Source organism: Salegentibacter salegens (assembly GCF_900142975.1).
Taxonomy (GTDB): Bacteria; Bacteroidota; Bacteroidia; order Flavobacteriales; family Flavobacteriaceae; genus Salegentibacter; species Salegentibacter salegens.
In genome coordinates this window covers 829519-845737 of the sequence record NZ_LT670848.1, presented here as the reverse complement: position 1 = coordinate 845737, position 16219 = coordinate 829519, and the positions used below count along the sequence as shown (strand labels likewise).

17 protein-coding genes and 1 tRNA gene are annotated in these 16219 nt (G+C 35.7%); 10 read left to right on the top strand and 8 right to left on the bottom strand.

The window, feature by feature from the left end; translation table 11 throughout:
* Nucleotides 1-66 precede the first annotated feature (66 nt).
* Genes deoC through mgrA form a run of 6 tightly spaced genes read left to right on the top strand, consistent with a single transcriptional unit; the run spans nucleotide 67 to nucleotide 5510 of the window.
* The gene (gene deoC / locus B5488_RS03715) at nucleotides 67-717 is read left to right on the top strand and encodes a deoxyribose-phosphate aldolase (RefSeq protein WP_079734040.1); all 651 of its coding nucleotides are present in this window, start codon (nucleotides 67-69) and stop codon (nucleotides 715-717) included.
* Between the two features lies 1 nt (nucleotide 718).
* A complete protein-coding gene (gene deoD, locus B5488_RS03710; RefSeq protein ID WP_079734039.1) occupies nucleotides 719-1417 on the top strand; it encodes a purine-nucleoside phosphorylase in 699 nt (232 codons plus the stop codon).
* A gap of 48 nt (nucleotides 1418-1465) precedes the next feature.
* Nucleotides 1466-2347, top strand: a complete 882-nt coding sequence (locus B5488_RS03705; protein ID WP_079734038.1) for a serine hydrolase — start codon at nucleotides 1466-1468, stop codon at nucleotides 2345-2347.
* A gap of 21 nt (nucleotides 2348-2368) precedes the next feature.
* The gene (locus B5488_RS03700) at nucleotides 2369-3133 is read left to right on the top strand and encodes a 3-keto-disaccharide hydrolase (RefSeq protein ID WP_079734037.1); all 765 of its coding nucleotides are present in this window, start codon (nucleotides 2369-2371) and stop codon (nucleotides 3131-3133) included.
* Between the two features lie 20 nt (nucleotides 3134-3153).
* Nucleotides 3154-4494, top strand: coding sequence for a Gfo/Idh/MocA family protein (locus B5488_RS03695; protein WP_079734036.1), 1341 nt, complete (start codon nucleotides 3154-3156; stop codon nucleotides 4492-4494).
* A 17-nt stretch (nucleotides 4495-4511) separates the two neighbouring features.
* A complete protein-coding gene (mgrA, locus tag B5488_RS03690; RefSeq protein ID WP_079734035.1) occupies nucleotides 4512-5510 on the top strand; it encodes an L-glyceraldehyde 3-phosphate reductase in 999 nt (332 codons plus the stop codon).
* Nucleotides 5511-5628: 118 nt separating this feature from the next.
* On the opposite strand, the gene B5488_RS03685 is transcribed toward mgrA, so the two are convergent.
* From B5488_RS03685 to B5488_RS03670, 4 genes are all read right to left on the bottom strand, one after another.
* Nucleotides 5629-6600, bottom strand: coding sequence for a type I phosphomannose isomerase catalytic subunit (locus B5488_RS03685; protein ID WP_079734034.1), 972 nt, complete (start codon nucleotides 6598-6600; stop codon nucleotides 5629-5631).
* A 144-nt stretch (nucleotides 6601-6744) separates the two neighbouring features.
* Entirely contained in the window at nucleotides 6745-8373 is a 1629-nt protein-coding gene (locus tag B5488_RS03680) for an ArnT family glycosyltransferase (RefSeq protein WP_079734033.1), read from the bottom strand.
* Nucleotides 8357-8986, bottom strand: a complete 630-nt coding sequence (locus tag B5488_RS03675; RefSeq protein ID WP_079734032.1) for a lipid-A-disaccharide synthase N-terminal domain-containing protein — start codon at nucleotides 8984-8986, stop codon at nucleotides 8357-8359. Before B5488_RS03675 ends, B5488_RS03680 begins: the two co-directional genes overlap by 17 nt.
* Nucleotides 8979-9695 carry a glycosyltransferase family 2 protein gene (locus tag B5488_RS03670; RefSeq protein WP_079734031.1) on the bottom strand — a complete coding sequence of 239 codons (717 nt, stop codon included), beginning with the start codon at nucleotides 9693-9695 and terminating at the stop codon, nucleotides 8979-8981. The genes B5488_RS03675 and B5488_RS03670 overlap by 8 nt, the downstream gene beginning before the upstream one ends.
* A 291-nt stretch (nucleotides 9696-9986) precedes the next feature.
* Here B5488_RS03670 and B5488_RS03665 point away from each other — a divergent pair.
* Both B5488_RS03665 and B5488_RS03660 read left to right on the top strand, forming a co-directional pair.
* Nucleotides 9987-10060: transfer RNA gene (locus B5488_RS03665), tRNA-Arg, on the top strand.
* 100 nt (nucleotides 10061-10160) lie between these two features.
* Entirely contained in the window at nucleotides 10161-10748 is a 588-nt protein-coding gene (locus tag B5488_RS03660; RefSeq protein ID WP_079734030.1) for a thioredoxin family protein, read from the top strand.
* A 74-nt stretch (nucleotides 10749-10822) separates the two neighbouring features.
* Here B5488_RS03660 and B5488_RS03655 read toward each other — a convergent pair whose 3' ends face one another.
* The 3 genes from B5488_RS03655 to B5488_RS03645 form a co-directional block, all read right to left on the bottom strand.
* Complete coding sequence (locus B5488_RS03655) at nucleotides 10823-11608, bottom strand: hypothetical protein (protein ID WP_079734029.1); 786 nt, start codon at nucleotides 11606-11608, stop codon at nucleotides 10823-10825.
* A 111-nt stretch (nucleotides 11609-11719) separates the two neighbouring features.
* A complete protein-coding gene (locus tag B5488_RS03650) occupies nucleotides 11720-12181 on the bottom strand; it encodes a universal stress protein (RefSeq protein ID WP_079734028.1) in 462 nt (153 codons plus the stop codon).
* 93 nt (nucleotides 12182-12274) lie between these two features.
* The gene (locus B5488_RS03645; protein ID WP_079734027.1) at nucleotides 12275-12892 is read right to left on the bottom strand and encodes a hypothetical protein; all 618 of its coding nucleotides are present in this window, start codon (nucleotides 12890-12892) and stop codon (nucleotides 12275-12277) included.
* A gap of 161 nt (nucleotides 12893-13053) precedes the next feature.
* Here B5488_RS03645 and upp point away from each other — a divergent pair, with 161 nt between their 5' ends.
* A complete protein-coding gene (gene upp, locus B5488_RS03640; protein WP_079734026.1) occupies nucleotides 13054-13713 on the top strand; it encodes a uracil phosphoribosyltransferase in 660 nt (219 codons plus the stop codon).
* A 96-nt stretch (nucleotides 13714-13809) separates the two neighbouring features.
* On the top strand, nucleotides 13810-14823 hold the full coding sequence (locus B5488_RS03635) for a zinc-binding alcohol dehydrogenase family protein (RefSeq protein WP_079734025.1): 1014 nt from the start codon (nucleotides 13810-13812) through the stop codon (nucleotides 14821-14823).
* 164 nt (nucleotides 14824-14987) lie between these two features.
* Here the strand turns inward: B5488_RS03635 and B5488_RS03630 are convergent, their stop codons facing one another.
* Nucleotides 14988-16100: an alkene reductase gene (locus tag B5488_RS03630; RefSeq protein WP_079734024.1), complete on the bottom strand. Its 1113-nt coding sequence runs from the start codon at nucleotides 16098-16100 to the stop codon at nucleotides 14988-14990.
* Between the last annotated feature and the right edge of the window lie 119 nt (nucleotides 16101-16219).

Genomic DNA, 16219 nt, shown 5'->3' with positions numbered 1-16219 from the left:
ACCTGAGAATTATCATAAATTAAATCTGTTAGAAAGTTTTAGCTTTGTAACTCCTAAAAAAATCGAATGCAACTCAACCAATATATAGATCATACTTTATTAAAGCCCACGGCAACACCGGCCGATATAGAAAAATTATGTAAAGAAGCTATAGAACACCAGTTTTATGCGGTTTGTGTTTCACCTTCTTATATTAAAGTGGCGAGATCAATTTTAGAAAATTCCGGTGTAAAAATAGCGGCGGTAATTGGTTTTCCTTTAGGAGCAATGACAACTAAAGCTAAAGTCTTTGAGGCTAAAGATGCGATTGCGAATGGCGCCGATGAAATTGATATGGTAATTAATATTGGTATGCTTAAAGCAGAAAAAATAGATTATATCGAAAATGAAATCGCTGAAATTAAAAAGGCTATTGGTTCTAAGGTCCTTAAAGTAATTATTGAAACTTGCTTTTTAACTGATTCTGAAAAGAAAAATGCCTGTCGCGCTTCTTTAAATGCCAAAGCCGATTTTATAAAAACTTCTACTGGATTTGGAACGAGCGGAGCTACTTTTAATGATGTAAAATTAATGAAAGAAATCGCAGGAGATAAAATGCAAATAAAAGCTTCTGGCGGAATTAAAGATCGGGAAACCGCTATTAACTATATAGAATTAGGTATTTCGCGGCTGGGAACTTCCTCGGGCGTAAAATTGGTAACTTCAGATAAAAACTAGAATGAGCGTACATATACAGGCAGAAAAAGGAGAAATAGCAGAAAATGTTTTATTACCAGGTGATCCTTTAAGAGCAAAATGGATCGCCGAAAATTTCCTGGAAGATGCAGTTTGTCATAATGAAGTCCGGGGAATGCTGGGATATACCGGTACTTATCAAGGCGAAAAAGTCTCAGTTCAGGCTACCGGAATGGGTATCCCTTCTGCATTGATTTATTGCACTGAATTAATCACTGAATACGGCGCTAAAAAACTTATTCGAGTGGGATCTGCCGGTTCTTATCAGGAAGATCTAAAAGTAAACGAAGTTGTTTTAGCAATGGCCGCTTCTTCAAATTCAGGCTTTAATAAAGCTAAGTTCCAGCACGCCGACTACGCGCCTACCGTAGATTTTAATTTATTTATGAAAGCCGTGAAATTTGCTGAAAACAATAAAATTCAATTTAGAGCCGGAAATGTATTGTCTTCAGATGTTTTTTACGAAGAAAGCGATGAGAATTATAAAAAATGGGCAGATTATGGCGTTTTGTGTGTAGAAATGGAAACCGCCGGGCTTTATAGTGTTGCCGCGAAACATAAAGTTCAGGCGCTTTCGGTATTAACAATTTCTGACTCCCTGGTTACGGGAGAACACTTACCCGCAAAAGATCGGGAACAAAGTTTTAGCCGAATGGTAGAAATTGCTTTGGGCAGTATTTAAGTCGGTTTAGGGAAATTTCATTAAATTCGGAAAGAAATTCCGAAATCAATGAAGGTTTTCCCAACCATTTTTTTCATTCTAGCTTGCTTTATCGGCAATGCACAAACTTCTACTGAAAAACTTCAGGAGAAAATTGATTCCATTTTTAAAAGTATACAAGGTGACTTCGCTATTGCTTTTAAAGATTTTTCCGAAGAAAAAGATAGTATTCTTATAAATCATCACGAAGATTTTCACGCGGCCAGCACGATGAAAACCCCGGTAATGATAGAGGTTTTTAAACAATCTTCAGCGGGAAAATTTTCGCTCCAGGATTCCCTGGTAGTCAAAAATCAATTCAAAAGTATTTTAGATGAAAGTTATTATTCCCTCGAACTTGGTCGCGACAGCGGGGAACATCTTTACGAACAAATTGACCAAAAAAGAAGTATTGAAGACCTCGTAATCGATATGATTATTTACAGCAGTAACCTGGCCACTAATATTATAATTGAATTGGTTGATGCTGAAAATGTAAATAAAACAATGCGTGAAATTGGCGCCATGAATATTAATGTGCTTCGTGGTGTAGAAGATATGAAGGCCTATGAAGCTGGCTTAAGCAACTCGACTACGGCTTATGATCTAATGCTGATTTTTGACGCACTCGCCAACGGAGATGCAGTAAATCCTGAAGCCGACGAAGAAATGCTGAATATTTTACGCCAACAAAAACACACCGATCTTATTCCGCATTTGCTTCCAAAAGATTTAAAAATCGCTAATAAAACCGGTTGGATAACCGGCGTACATCACGATTCAGCCCTGGTTGAATTACCTGATGGAAGAAAATATGTATTGGTTTTACTATCAAAAAACATTGAAGATATGGATGCCGGTACCAAAATGCTTACCGAAGTTTCAAAAATGATCTACGATCACATTAAATAATTCCCAACTAAAAATTTAAAAATGAAAATTTCTTTAAAATTAAGTTTATTGGCAGGTACTTTTGTAATTGCCTCATTACCTGCTTTTGCCCAGGAAAAAAACACCGATTTACCACCTGAAGCCACCGAATTTTATGAACCGGTTCCACCAAAAATCAAAGCAGGTGAATCTACCACTACAGCTCCTTCTGATGCGAAAATATTGTTCAATGGCTCAGATCTTTCGGCTTTTGTGAATGATAAGGACGGTTCTAATCCAACCTGGAATATAAAAGGAGATGTGCTAACGGTAAATCCCGGTACCGGCGGTATAAAAACCAAAGAGAATTTTGGCGATATGCAATTACATCTTGAGTGGCGCTCCCCTTCAGAAGTTAAAGGTGACGGACAGGGACGCGGAAACAGCGGTGTTATTATAATGGAAAAGTATGAAGTGCAAATTCTGGATTCTTATGAAAATGAAACCTATACCAACGGTCAGGCAGCCAGTATTTACAAGCAATCTCCTCCCCTGGTAAATGTTACAAAAGCCCCCGGCGAATGGAATACTTACGATATTATTTTTACCGCCCCAAGATTTAATGAAAGTGGAATGTTACTGAGTCCTGCGAAACTTACGGTTTTACATAACGGCGTTTTGGTACAAAATAACTACGAATTAAGAGGTCCCACCGAGTACATTGGAATTCCTAATTATACCGCCCACGAAGAAAAACTTCCTATTCATATTCAGGACCACGGAAATCCTGTGAGTTTCAGAAATATCTGGGTTAGAGAATTGAATTAAAGCTTTCTAAAATTTATAAAATGAAGAATTCTAGAAGAAAATTTTTACAGCAAACTACCCTGGCTACCGCAGGTTTAAGTTTATCAGGATCTTTATTAGCCAATCCGCTTTCTAGATTTAAAAGCTTTGGAGCTAATGACAAAGTTAATTTTGGAGTAATTGGCTGTAAAGGAATGGGATGGTCTAATATGCAGGCTCATCTAAAGTTACCAAATGTTGCATGTATTGCCCTGGCTGATATTGACCAGCGAATTTTAGATGAGAGAACTAAAAATGTAAAAGATATAACCGGTAAAGCCCCAAAACAATACAAAGATTACCGGGATATGTTAGAAAATAAAGATATTGATGCGGTAATAATTGGAACCCCAGACCATTGGCATTGTTTAAATTTGGTACATGCTTTACAAGCCGGGAAACACGTTTATGTTGAAAAACCGCTTGCAAATAGTATTGAAGAATGCAATACCATGTTAACCGCTGCTAAAAAGTATAATAAAATTGTACAGGTAGGCCAATGGCAACGTAGCGGAACGCATTATGACGATGCTATTAACTATGTAAAATCAGGTAAACTCGGGAATATTCGTTTGGTGAAATGCTGGGCTTATATTGGCTGGAAAGATAGGCTTCCACATACACCTAACAGTACTCCCCCACCGGGTGTAGATTATAAAATGTGGTTGGGCCCTGCCCCAGAAAGACCCTTCAACGAAAATAGGTTTCATTTTACTTTTCGTTGGTTTTGGGATTATGCCGGCGGACTTATGACTGATTGGGGTGTGCACGAAATTGATATCGCTTTATATGCAATGAATGCCAAAGCACCAAAATCGGTTTTGGCCTCTGGAGGTAAGTTGGCCTATCCTGATGATGCTGCTGAAACTCCCGATACCCTGCAAACTGTATATGAATTTGAAAATTTTAATTTGCTATGGGAACATGCGGTTGGTATTGACGGCGGAAATTACGGTAGAAACGAAGGCATTGCTTTTATAGGAAACAACGGTACCTTAGTAGTTAATCGCGATGGCTGGGAAATAATTCCTGAAGGCGATAATGTAGAGGGAGAATTTGTTCCAGAAGTTGATAGAATAGCATTACAAAAACCGGCTGGAAATGCCCTTGAAAAGCATGCAGCTAATTTTGTGAACGCCATTAATAGCAATGATGCTTCAAAACTTAATTGCGGTATTGAAACAGGTAGCATCGCGGCTATCAATGCGCATATGGGAAATATTGCTTATAAAACAGGAAAAAAATTGTACTGGGATTCAGAAAAAGAGAGTTTTGATGACGAGGAAGCCAATAAATTATTAAAAGCAAATTATCATAATGGTTGGGAACTTCCTAAAATTTAAATTTAAAATAAATTTCAATGAATAGATATACAGCTAAAGAGAATCGATACGAAAATATGCAATACCGTCGCTGCGGAAGAAGTGGTATCAAACTTCCATTACTTTCCCTGGGTTTATGGCATAATTTCGGGGATAATGATGATTTTGAAAATGCTAGAAATATTTTAAGAACTGCTTTTGACAACGGCATTACACATTTTGATCTTGCCAACAATTATGGCCCACCTTATGGTTCTGCTGAAAAGAATTTCGGGAAAATTTTTGCTGAAGATTTTAAGCAATATCGCGATGAATTAATTATTTCTACCAAAGCTGGTTGGGATATGTGGCCGGGGCCTTATGGAAATTTTGGTTCCAGGAAATACCTTATTGCCAGTTTAGATCAATCTTTGCAAAGAATGGGGCTGGATTATGTAGATATCTTCTATCACCACCGTCCCGACCCTAAAACACCTTTAGAAGAAACTATGGCCGCTTTAGACCAGGTTGTAAGACAGGGAAAAGCTCTTTACGTAGGTATTTCCCAATATTCAGCGAAAGACACTACAAGAGCAGCTGAGATTCTTAGGGAACAGAAAACGCCTTTCTTAATTCATCAACCCCGATATAATATGATGGATCGCTGGGTTGAAAATGGTTTATTAAATACTTTGGAGCACGAAGGCATTGGCAGTATCGTTTTCTCACCACTGGAACAGGGAATCCTAACCGATAAATATTTAAACGGAATTCCCAAAGACAGCCGCGCAGCAACACAGGGAAGCTATTTAGATGAATCGCAGATTACGCCCGAAGTGGTGAAAAAAGTGCAGCAACTAAACGAAATAGCACAATCCAGAAACCAAAGCTTAGCACAAATGGCCGTGGCCTGGTTGCTAAAAGATAAACGTGTAACTTCAGTATTACTTGGGGTTAGCAAAGTTTCCCAATTAGAAGACAATATTAAAACCTTAGAGAACCTTGATTTCAGTAAAACTGAATTGGATAAAATAGAAAAAATCCTGCAAAATAAATAGCAGGATTTTTTATAAAATTGGCTGTTTGAAAAACGTCTAACTTTCGTCAAGCTGAACTTGGTTCAGCTTCTAATATAAATTAAGGATGACGATTTAAAATTTTTCCAACAGCCTCTTTTTATTTTATATAAACTTCCAGTAATTCAAAGTTTTCACCTGAAAGTTTAACATCTTTATTTACTGCAGGAATAAGTAAGGTTTCACCCTGAGCGATTTTCTCAGAATTTCCGTTTACGGAAACTTCTCCTTTTCCACTAACACACATATAAATCACAAACGAATCTAAATTGCCGTAATCTTTTTTAATTTCTCCTTCTACCGGTAGATAATTTGTAGTGAAATACTGGCAACTGGCAACTTCAGAAGAAGTATTTTTCGCTTTTTCGTAATTAAGTTTAAAATCGTCCTTCTTTTCAAAATCTATCGCATCTATAGCCAGGGCAGTATGCAGTTCACGAGAATTTCCCTCATCGTCGGTTCGATCCCAATCATAAATTCGGTAAGTAACGTCTGAGGTTTGCTGGATTTCTGCTAAAAGCACCCCTGCTCCTATTGCGTGTACTTTTCCAGTATTGATAAAGAAACTATCTCCTTTTTTTACTTCTTCAAAATTGAGTAATTCTACAATTTTTCCTTCTTCTAAACGAGTTATATAATCTTCTTTAGAAACACTTTCTTTAAACCCGATATTGATTTTTGCACCCTTATCGGCTTGCATTATATACCACATTTCAGTTTTTCCGAAAGAATTATGGCGCTGCTGTGCAAGATCGTCGTTAGGATGTAATTGTACAGAAAGTTCAGTATTCGCGTCTATAAATTTTATAAGCAAAGGAAAATCGGCATCAAATTCTTTGTAAATTTTCTTACCTAAAATTTCATCTTTATATTCTTCTAAAAGATCTTTTAGAGAGAAACCTTTAAGTTCTCCATTGGAAACTACAGAAATAGCTCCTTCTACACCCGAAATTTCCCAGCTTTCGCCCAGGTCTTCCCGGTTGGTTTCTTTGTTTAGAATTGTTTTCAGTTTTTCACCACCCCATATTTTTTCTTTTAAAATGGGATAAAATTTTATTGGATAGTCGAGCATTATTTGGTTAGTTTTAAAAGCGCTTCAATATAATCAAATATTAGCATGTTAAAAAATTGGTGAGCGTCTCATTTTATTAAGATTTGACATATTTTAGACTTATCTAAAAACACCTCTCTTTTTTAATTTTTAATCCTCTAATAATTACCTGTTTTTTGTTTTTTCTACGAGGAATAAATCCCTATATAATCTTTGTTTGTGCTTGGAGCTCACAGGATTCATATCTACACTATCAATTTTCCTTGTGTTGTAGTTCTTAAAAATCGTCTGTAAGCTATCACGATTATATTCTCCATCAGATAAAATTAAAAATTGCTCTTCTGAAGGAATTTCAATTTCACCTCTTTTATTTAAAACTGGAATTGGTTTCCCGTACTCCCAGATCATCTCGGGAGCAAAATCTTTAATCTCATAGACCGGCGCATTGTATTTTTTTAAATGCTTTTCAATATTAACAATGCTGTTATAATCTTTGTTAACGTTTATTTTATTGGCCATTGGTAAGCCGAACCATACAATACTTATCAGAAAGAAAATACTTAAATAAAAAAGTGGTTTTATTTTTTTCAGAATTAAAAATCTGAACATTAAAACCCCGATGATAAATAGGAAAATGGAGCTTAGAACATACCAAATAAGAATATCCTGCAGGAAAGATTGAAAATAGAAATATGCGGCGATAGGAAATATACACCCTACAAAAGCGAAAATTCCAAAATGAAAATAAGCTACCGCAGCTTCTTTGGTTTTTAAGCTTCGAAAATGATTAAAAAGAAACTCAATATAAAAGGCGGTGTTCATTGCCATAGGAATAAGAACCGGCAACAGATAACGCGATTTTTTCTCTGGAATTACAGAAAGTAAAAAAACTGAAGCAAGCGTCCATAAAAGTGTGAAATTATAGGCTTTTTTATTGCTAACACGATCTTTTAAATAGGGATAAAGCAGTGCCACGAACGATGGAATGGTCCATAAACCACTTTGAATAAAAAAGCTCCAATAGTAATAAAATGGCCTCACATTGTAATTTAACCATCTCCCGGTCTCCTGGCTGGTAATTTCGGTTACTGCGCGAGTATCAAATAAATAAACATAGAGATTCCACCATCCGCCAAAAGTTAAACCTACAACTGTTAAAACAACCAAAGCTTTCCATCGCTCTTTGGTGCCATCAAATTTATAAATAACTCCGTAGGCAATTAGAAAAGGAAGAAATAGCGCATATAGCGAAACCGGGCCTTTACTCAAAATAGAACACCCAATGAACAATCCGCTAATTGCAGCGTATAAATACCAGTTTTTAGTTGAACTATAGAGTTTGTAAAGCCAAAAGATAGCCAGCATCATAAAACTATGGGTATATATATCCCACTGCCCGTCCCTACTGGAAAAAACTATATAAAACGATGTCGTGGCTATTAATCCTGCTACAAACGATAATTCTATATTTTTTGTGATTTTAAGCAGAAATTTATATATAAAAACCACCAAAATTAATCCCATAATCGCTGAAGGAAGTCGTAAGCCAAAAAGCCCTTCCGTTCCAAAAATTGACATTGAAATTGCCGTAAGCCAGGTTGGCAACGGTGGTTTTTCATAACGAGGTTCGGCGTTCATCGTTGTGAAAATCCAGTTATTATCGTTTAGCATCTCCCTGGCGGTAATAAAATTACGCGCCTCCATAATGTTGATGTAAATCGCATCCAGGTTTATAAAAAATACGGCTATTGCTACAAGAATGAGCAGCAGAAGATATTTATTCTCTAATTTCATTATGATGAATTATAATATTTCTAATATACATTATAGCACCAAATAAATGCCCAATGAGCAAAACCGGATCTTTTCGGAAGATCGCGTAAACCAGTATCAAAGAAGAACCCACAAGACTTAACCACCAAAAACCAAGTGGTAAGGAGGATTTCTTCTGTTTTTCAGAATATAACCACTGGTATAAAAACCGTAAGGTAAAAACTACCTGGGCAACAATACCTAATGATAGTAACCAGAGCGGGATTGCTTCATTCAGAAATAATTTTTGAAGATTATATTCATTATTAAAAAAGCTATAAACCACTACTATGGCAGGAAAAATCAATATTAAAAATCGAAAGATATATGGGAGTTTCTTCCACTGGCCCTGCCATTGTAAATTTCTTATGTATATAAAGTAAGTTAAACTCTGGCCCAGCATAATGGCGAAATCGTCTCTTGCATAGCCGTAGATAAATAGTAAAAAGGAAGCCAATAAACTCAATTCCCAAAAAAGTATTGGCGTAAGGACTTTCTTTTGCTTTTCAGAAAGAATCCATTGCATTATCATCCTGGAAGAAAAAAGGATTTGGGCGGTAAATCCTATCACATAAATTAGCAGCGAATTATCCATGTTTCGCTTTTATGCTGTAATCTATATACGATTTTTTAATCCAAACGTAAGCAAAACAGTCAACTAACGGCCCCAGGAACCTATTTTTGAAATTGTATTTTGATTCGCCTTCAATTCTTGGATAATGATTTATCACCACTTCTTTTATTTCCTTTTGCTGCAATAATATCATTGCCGGTAAAAATCGCTGTAAACCTTTAAACATTGGTATTTTCCTAGCATATTCGGTATGCATTATTTTAAGTGGGCAGCCAGTATCATGAATATTATCGTGGGTGAAAAATATTCTTACCGCGTTTCCGGTTTTGGAAGAAATACGTTTTACAAGCGTATCCTTTCTATTTCTTCTCCAACCGGTAACCAAACCAAACTCTTTAATAAATGGAAGAAGTAATTCAAAATCTTCAGGATGAGTTTGTAAATCGGCGTCAAGATAACCCAGTAAGGGCGTTTTAGTATAATCAAAAGCGGCTTTTAAGGCTGCTCCTTTTCCGTAGTTTCTATCAAATAACAAACAATTAAAACTTTCGTGTTCACGGCAGAATTTCTCTATAGCCGAAGCGCTACCGTCACCAGAGCCATCGTCTACCAATAAAACACAGGATTTTAGCGAAGCCGATTTAAGATAAGCCCGCAAATATTCAAAAAGCCTGGGTAGGCTTTCTATTTCGTTATAAACCGGAACTATAATGGTGAATTGAAACTCCATACTCAATTAACAAGCTTTATTTAGAATTGATGCTAAAGAAACAAGCTTAAAATCCTGGTTTACAGGTGTTGGATTTTGGAGTAAAAAGTAAGTCAATTTTATCAAGGGGATCTTTTAAAAAATTTACCGAAGCAAAATTAAGGATATAATTGAGAAAAAAGTTCAAATTAAAAATTAAGTTAAAAAGAGATTAAAACTGGGCAAAAATTGGGTCGAATAAAAAAAATACATTTTTAATTAAAAAAATGTTGTTTAATTTGGAAAGAGGCTTATATTTGCAACCGCAAAAACGGGCTCGTAGCTCAGTTGGATAGAGCACCTCCCTTCTAAGGAGGCGGTCATAGGTTCGAATCCTATCGGGCTCACTTTGTAAAACCGTAAAGCACTATTAACTAAAGCTTTACGGTTTTTTTATTTCCTATTCTGTAAATTTGAATTAATAAAAATCGCACTAAATTAATTTCAATGAATTTTCAAGAATATAGCATCTACTTTAAAAATCTTCTCCTTAAATCGGTGACGGTACATCAACCCCCTTTTGATAATCCGGATTACCTGAATTATACAAAGTTAAACTGGTCACGTATGAACCGGTGGTTCAAAACAGGAAAATTGTCAAATGATATTGTGGAAATTGTCAAAAAAATAGATCAGCCACAACAATGGATCATTATTACAGAACCCTGGTGTGGCGATGCAGCCCACAACATTCCCTTTATAGAAATGATAGCAAGTGAGAATTCACAGATAACCGTATCTTATGAGTTAAGGGATGCAGCACCATATAGGATTGAGCAGTATCTTACCAATGGCACTCAATCAATTCCTAAATTAATTATTAAGGATCAAAAAGGCAGGGATTTAGCAACCTGGGGACCACGTCCTGAAAATTGTCAAAAGATGTATGCTGAACTACTCAAAGAAAAGGCTTCTTTTGAGATAATAAAAACTGAGATACAAAATTGGTATAATTTAGATAAAGGAAAAGAGCTTCAAAAGGAATTAGAACACGTATTATCCAGTACCCGTGATTATAAATTTAAGTTTGATTAATGAAAAAAAGTATTCTACTACGGAAGACTTTTTTGTTTTATAGGAATTTTTTGTTTGAGTTTATTCGGAAAAAATTACTCGGGAATAATTGAAAAATCATAAATTGTACGTGCAACATAATTTCTATCTACTGGTAATGCCCCTTGATAAATAAAGCAATATTCCCCAGGTTTTAAAGGTTTCATAGATCGTATGCGATATTTCCCATTACCTTCGTCAGATACAGCAACTTCTATTATATCTTCTGAGTCTATTCCTGTTTGGCTTCCACTAAAACTTCCGTGCTCTCCTGTTTTAATTCCTCTATGATTTTTACGATCATTAGAAAAAAGTTTAACCAATACAAAATCCCTGGGTGACCTCGCGTCCATAAATAAATAATTAGGATTTGAAGTTTCGCTTCTCTGGGTTTCATCGAAGTAAAATTCAAATATTTGATCTAGTTTTTTTATTTTATTTGATGAGCTGTTATTTCGTAGGTATGCATAAGAATTATTGGCAGCAATTCCGTAAGTCATAGCAGCTGTTAAATGATTTGTTCTCCTGCCCGAAAAAGCTAAGGGTTCAATTTTCTCCACTTCACCCGTAGGAGTTTTATAGAAAATCCCGGTCTTTACAGGTTCAATAGAATTATTAATCATAGCAGCAATCACCTTCGAGGGAATGCCCCCCTCTTTTAGTTTTTTTAAGGCCGGTATTGAGGTGTTATATTTCCCTGGAGAATTATTTATTTTAGCTATAATAATTTCCTCTCCAAAATCCATAGAATAAAGTTCGATAACTGCATCGTTATCTAATTTTTCTTGAGAAAAGATTGGTAAAGAAAAGATAAAAAGAAAAATTATAAAGGAAACTTTCATAGGTCAAGAGTTAAAAATGAAACTACAACATTTAATATTTAGGTAGGGCTTTTTATCACTTGTTGTAAACCAAATATAAAAAATACCATTTTATAACTGTTTAGTCTCGTGCTAATCCTTCTTTATCGGCACCATAAACACCGGTACTTCAGTTTTTTCTAAAACATTTGAAGCTACGGTTCCCATTAAAAGTTTTTCGAAGACAGAATGGCTATGAGTACCCATCACTACCAAATCGGCATTCCAGGTTTTGGAATATTCAAGAATAGCCGTGGCCGCATCGCCTTCGGCTAAATGTGTTTCTGCGCTTTCATCATTAAGGTGTTTTGCTGCAGTTTCGAGAAAATCTTCTACTACACTGCGCATTTCCTGGGCAATATCAAGGTTTACAGCCATTTCATCATAACCGGAATACCCCATGAACGTCGGATAATCAATTCCGTAGTAACTAACATTGGCCATTACGTGAAGTAAACAAACCCTGGCATCTAATTGTTTGGCAAGTTTGTAACCGGCTTCAGCGACTTTTTCTGAGACTGGATGATAATCTATGGCAATTAATATACGCTTCATAAGATTGGATTTCTTATAAAGTTATTAAATCAATTTTAAAAATTTGAATATTTGGTAAGGAATCGTTTAAAAAGGAATTCTATTCAGAATAATTTATTCTTTTACAACAATAAGGCTGGCTTTGGCGCCGGTTAAAAGGTTCCATTCTTTAGAAGCAACCAGATTCCCGTTTTCTTCCAAAACTTTTAACTGCGCGGTATTAGGACCGGAAGAACCCTGGTTTATCGCTTCAAATTCAATATTATTAAATCCGCTTTCCAATGTTACCAAAACTGGGTGATAACCACTGCCAAGTACAACACGTTTTATGAATTTTCCGTTTAAATAAATATTTACCTGGTCACCATCTACAAATTGATGGTCACGGCAGTAAAGTTCGACAAATTTACCGGTGGTTTTAAAATCGCCTAAATACTGATCTTCTTTATATTTATTTAAGGCTTCTTTATCTTCAGTCCATTTTTCCTTAACGGCATCGCCGGCAGTTTTTAAATTATTCGGTTTTTCCCTAAAGTCGATTTCTTTTGGTTTTTCCCGAAGATATTTGCTTTTCTCGTTAGATTCTTCAGCACGAAGAATAGGAAATCCAGAAGAATTTTTTTCAGGTTCAGCTTTTAGAATTCCACCTGTATTATTCGTAGCGGGAAGATCTATTTGCCCATAACTTAATACTGTGAAGCAAAAAAACAAGAATGTATAGATAAACTTCATAAGATGAATTCTTTAAGCTAGTTATATCAAAAATACAGCCAAATTACCATACATAAAAATCTTTTAAGAATAAACCTGAAATGTAGTCCTACTGCTCAGGCCATTCGCAAAACAATTACTTATCTTTACTCACCAAGTAAGTTTAAAAATTAAATACTACCATGCAGATAAATCATCTCTTAGAAGAAAATTCTATAGCCGGAAAATTTGTAGCACAACTCCGAGATACTGAAATTCAAAAAGATAGAATGCGTTTCCGCAGAAATATTGAGCGCTTAGGTGAGATTTTAGGTTATGAACTTAGTAAAACATTAAAATTTGAAGGGAAGAATATTAACACACCACTTGGTAATACTCAAATTCAAATACCTGAAAGCGAGATTGCCCTTTGTTCTATTCTACGGGCCGGCCTTCCTTTACACAACGGATTATTAAATTATTTTGACGATGCTGAGAATTCTTTTATTTCGGCATATCGCCATCATCCAAACAACGATGAAAAGTTTGAAATTGTAGTAGAATATCTTGCCTCTCCTTCCCTCGAAGGAAAAACCCTGATTCTTGCCGATCCTATGCTGGCTACCGGCCGTTCTTTTGTAAATGTATTACAAGCACTGAAACATATGGGAAAACCCAAAGAAATTCATTTAGTAGCCGTAATTGGTGCCGAAGAAGGCATTGCTCACGTTGCCGAAGAATTTCCGGAAAATACTAAGCTCTGGATTGCCACTATTGATAAAGAATTAAACGACAGCGGATATATTGTACCGGGCCTTGGCGACGCCGGAGACCTTTGTTATGGCGGAAAACTTCAGCACTAATTAATATCGTTTCTTATAGTTTTCTTAAGCGCTGGGCGCTGGTTTTTATATTTCTTAAATTCAAATCTTAATACGTTAATTCTAAAAAATTAAATTATGAAAGCCGTTGGAATAAAAAAATCGCTTCCTATAGATCATTCAGATAGTTTTGTTGAATTTAATACTGAAGACCCTACACCGGGAGATTCAGATCTATTGGTTCGCATTAAAGCCGTTTCGGTAAATCCTGTAGACTTTAAAGTAAGGCAAAATGCTGCAAAGGATAAGGAGCTGGATAAACCTAAAATTTTGGGCTGGGATGCCTCCGGAATTGTTGAGCGCGTAGGGAATAAAGTAACAAAATTTAAACAGGGAGATGAAGTTTTTTACGCCGGGGAAATTGACCGTCCCGGATGTAACGCCGAATTGCAGTTAGTAAACGAAAATATTGCCGGCCATAAACCACAAAATATTTCTTTTGAAGAAGCCGCTGCTCTACCGCTAACTGCACTCACTGCCTGGGAATGTATTTTTGAACGTTTAAAAATCGAAGAAAATTCTGGAGAAAATCAGGATATTCTTATAATTGGAGGTGCTGGAGGAGTTGGTTCTATTGGAATTCAACTTTTAAAGAAACTTACCAAATTTAACGTGATTGCCACCGCTTCCAGGAATGAAACCGAAGAATGGTGCAGAAATATGGGTGCCGATGTTATTGTAAATCATAAGAATTTAGAGGAAGAAATGAAATCTAAAGGTTATGAGAATGTAGATTATATTCTAAATTTTTCTGATACCGATCTGCACTGGGATGCCATGGCCGAACTTATAAAACCCCAGGGAAACATTTGCTCTATTGTTGAAACCAAAGATCCTGTAGACCTAAATAAGCTCAAAAATAAAAGTGTGGCTTTTCACTGGGAATTGATGTTCACACGGGCAAAATTTCAAACTCCAGATATGCACAAACAACACGAAATACTGGAAAGAATTTCAAAACTTTTGGAGGAACAAATTATTGAAACTACGCTTAATAAAACTTATAGCGGACTTAAGGCTGAAACATTTAAAGAAGTTCATAACCTTCAGGAATCGGGAAAATCTATTGGGAAGAATGTGATTTCATTTTAATGTAAAAAAAGAGGTTGTTTGGTTATTTTTTGGCCGTCACCCTGAACTGGTTTCAGGGTCTAGCATGTTTTAATTATAAACATATTAAATTCTGAAATAAATTCAGAATGACGAATTAACTTAATTCCAAACAACCTCTTCAATAATTGCAATTAAACTGATGTTTAAGCTTCTTGCTTTCTGGCTTTAGCTTCGTAATCTATATAACCTTTTTTTCCAGGAACATAAAAAGTATCTGAATCCCAGTCTGAAAGCGGAATATTTTCAGCAAAACGTTCTACTAAATCGGGGTTGGAAATATAAGGTTTACCAAAAGCAACCAAATCGGCATTTCCTTCTTCAATCACTTTATTTCCTGATTCCTGGTCAAATCCTGCATTAATCATTAAAGTACCATTATACATTGGGCGGTATCTTTTAGCGATTTCGGTTACCGCATATGGTACTTCAGAAACATCATTAAAAGGTTCTGATAAATGCAAATATGCAAGATTATAATCATTCAGTTTCTTAATAATATAATCGAAAGTTGGAATGGTTTCCTCATCCATCGTCATTCCAAAAATGCCGTTAAGTGAAGGGTTTAACCTTAAACTAATTTTTTGCTCTGGCATAACCTCTTTAATCGCATCTATAGTTTCAAATAAGATCTTTGCACGATTTTCTATGCTTCCACCGTATTCGTCATTTCTTTTATTAGAAGTTCCATTAAAAAACTGGTGAAATAGGTAACCATTGGAAGAATGAATTTCTATCCCGTCAAAATTAGCTTCCATTGAATTTTTCGCCGCATTTTTGAAATCCTGAATAGTTCTTTTAATATCTTCAATAGTCATTTCTTTTGGCGTCACGGTATCTTTGAAGCCTCCTGGAGTAAAAGATTGGGCTTCAGGATTTATGGCAGAAGATGACAAAGGTAAATCCCCATTGTGAAAATCTGGGTGAGACATTCTCCCCACGTGCCAAAGCTGAATGAACATGCGGCCATTAGCTTCGTGCACTTTTTTATTTACCATTTTCCAGCCTTCTACCTGTTCTTTACTATAAATTCCGGGTGTATTAACATACCCCACAGCTTCTTTAGAAACCTGGGAACCTTCAGTAATAATAAGTCCCGCAGAAGCTCTTTGGGTATAATAAACATCGTGCAAACCTTCAATTGGCGTATTTTCAGGATTATCAGCTCTACTTCTTGTCATTGGTGCCATCACCACTCTATTGGGAAGCTCTAATCCGTTTAAATTATATGACTTTAATAAGTTTTGTTCTTTACTCATAATTGTTTTTGGTTGATTTTATTAATCTTTTTCATAGCAATTTTTAATACAATCCCTGGATAAGACCAGCGTATAATTAAGAATGAAAATCCTAAAAAATATCGTGAAATTTCAAGACT

Coding starts and splice junctions, on each gene's coding strand:
- B5488_RS03635 (WP_079734025.1), top strand. CDS start 13,810: ATGAAAGCCGTTGGAATAAAAAAATCGCTTCCTATAGATCATTCAGAT.
- B5488_RS03655 (WP_079734029.1), bottom strand. CDS start 11,608: ATGAAAGTTTCCTTTATAATTTTTCTTTTTATCTTTTCTTTACCAATC.
- mgrA (WP_079734035.1), top strand. CDS start 4,512: ATGAATAGATATACAGCTAAAGAGAATCGATACGAAAATATGCAATAC.
- deoD (WP_079734039.1), top strand. CDS start 719: ATGAGCGTACATATACAGGCAGAAAAAGGAGAAATAGCAGAAAATGTT.
- B5488_RS03705 (WP_079734038.1), top strand. CDS start 1,466: ATGAAGGTTTTCCCAACCATTTTTTTCATTCTAGCTTGCTTTATCGGC.
- B5488_RS03680 (WP_079734033.1), bottom strand. CDS start 8,373: ATGAAATTAGAGAATAAATATCTTCTGCTGCTCATTCTTGTAGCAATA.
- B5488_RS03650 (WP_079734028.1), bottom strand. CDS start 12,181: ATGAAGCGTATATTAATTGCCATAGATTATCATCCAGTCTCAGAAAAA.
- upp (WP_079734026.1), top strand. CDS start 13,054: ATGCAGATAAATCATCTCTTAGAAGAAAATTCTATAGCCGGAAAATTT.
- B5488_RS03685 (WP_079734034.1), bottom strand. CDS start 6,600: ATGCTCGACTATCCAATAAAATTTTATCCCATTTTAAAAGAAAAAATA.
- B5488_RS03700 (WP_079734037.1), top strand. CDS start 2,369: ATGAAAATTTCTTTAAAATTAAGTTTATTGGCAGGTACTTTTGTAATT.
- deoC (WP_079734040.1), top strand. CDS start 67: ATGCAACTCAACCAATATATAGATCATACTTTATTAAAGCCCACGGCA.
- B5488_RS03670 (WP_079734031.1), bottom strand. CDS start 9,695: ATGGAGTTTCAATTCACCATTATAGTTCCGGTTTATAACGAAATAGAA.
- B5488_RS03630 (WP_079734024.1), bottom strand. CDS start 16,100: ATGAGTAAAGAACAAAACTTATTAAAGTCATATAATTTAAACGGATTA.
- B5488_RS03675 (WP_079734032.1), bottom strand. CDS start 8,986: ATGGATAATTCGCTGCTAATTTATGTGATAGGATTTACCGCCCAAATC.
- B5488_RS03645 (WP_079734027.1), bottom strand. CDS start 12,892: ATGAAGTTTATCTATACATTCTTGTTTTTTTGCTTCACAGTATTAAGT.
- B5488_RS03695 (WP_079734036.1), top strand. CDS start 3,154: ATGAAGAATTCTAGAAGAAAATTTTTACAGCAAACTACCCTGGCTACC.
- B5488_RS03660 (WP_079734030.1), top strand. CDS start 10,161: ATGAATTTTCAAGAATATAGCATCTACTTTAAAAATCTTCTCCTTAAA.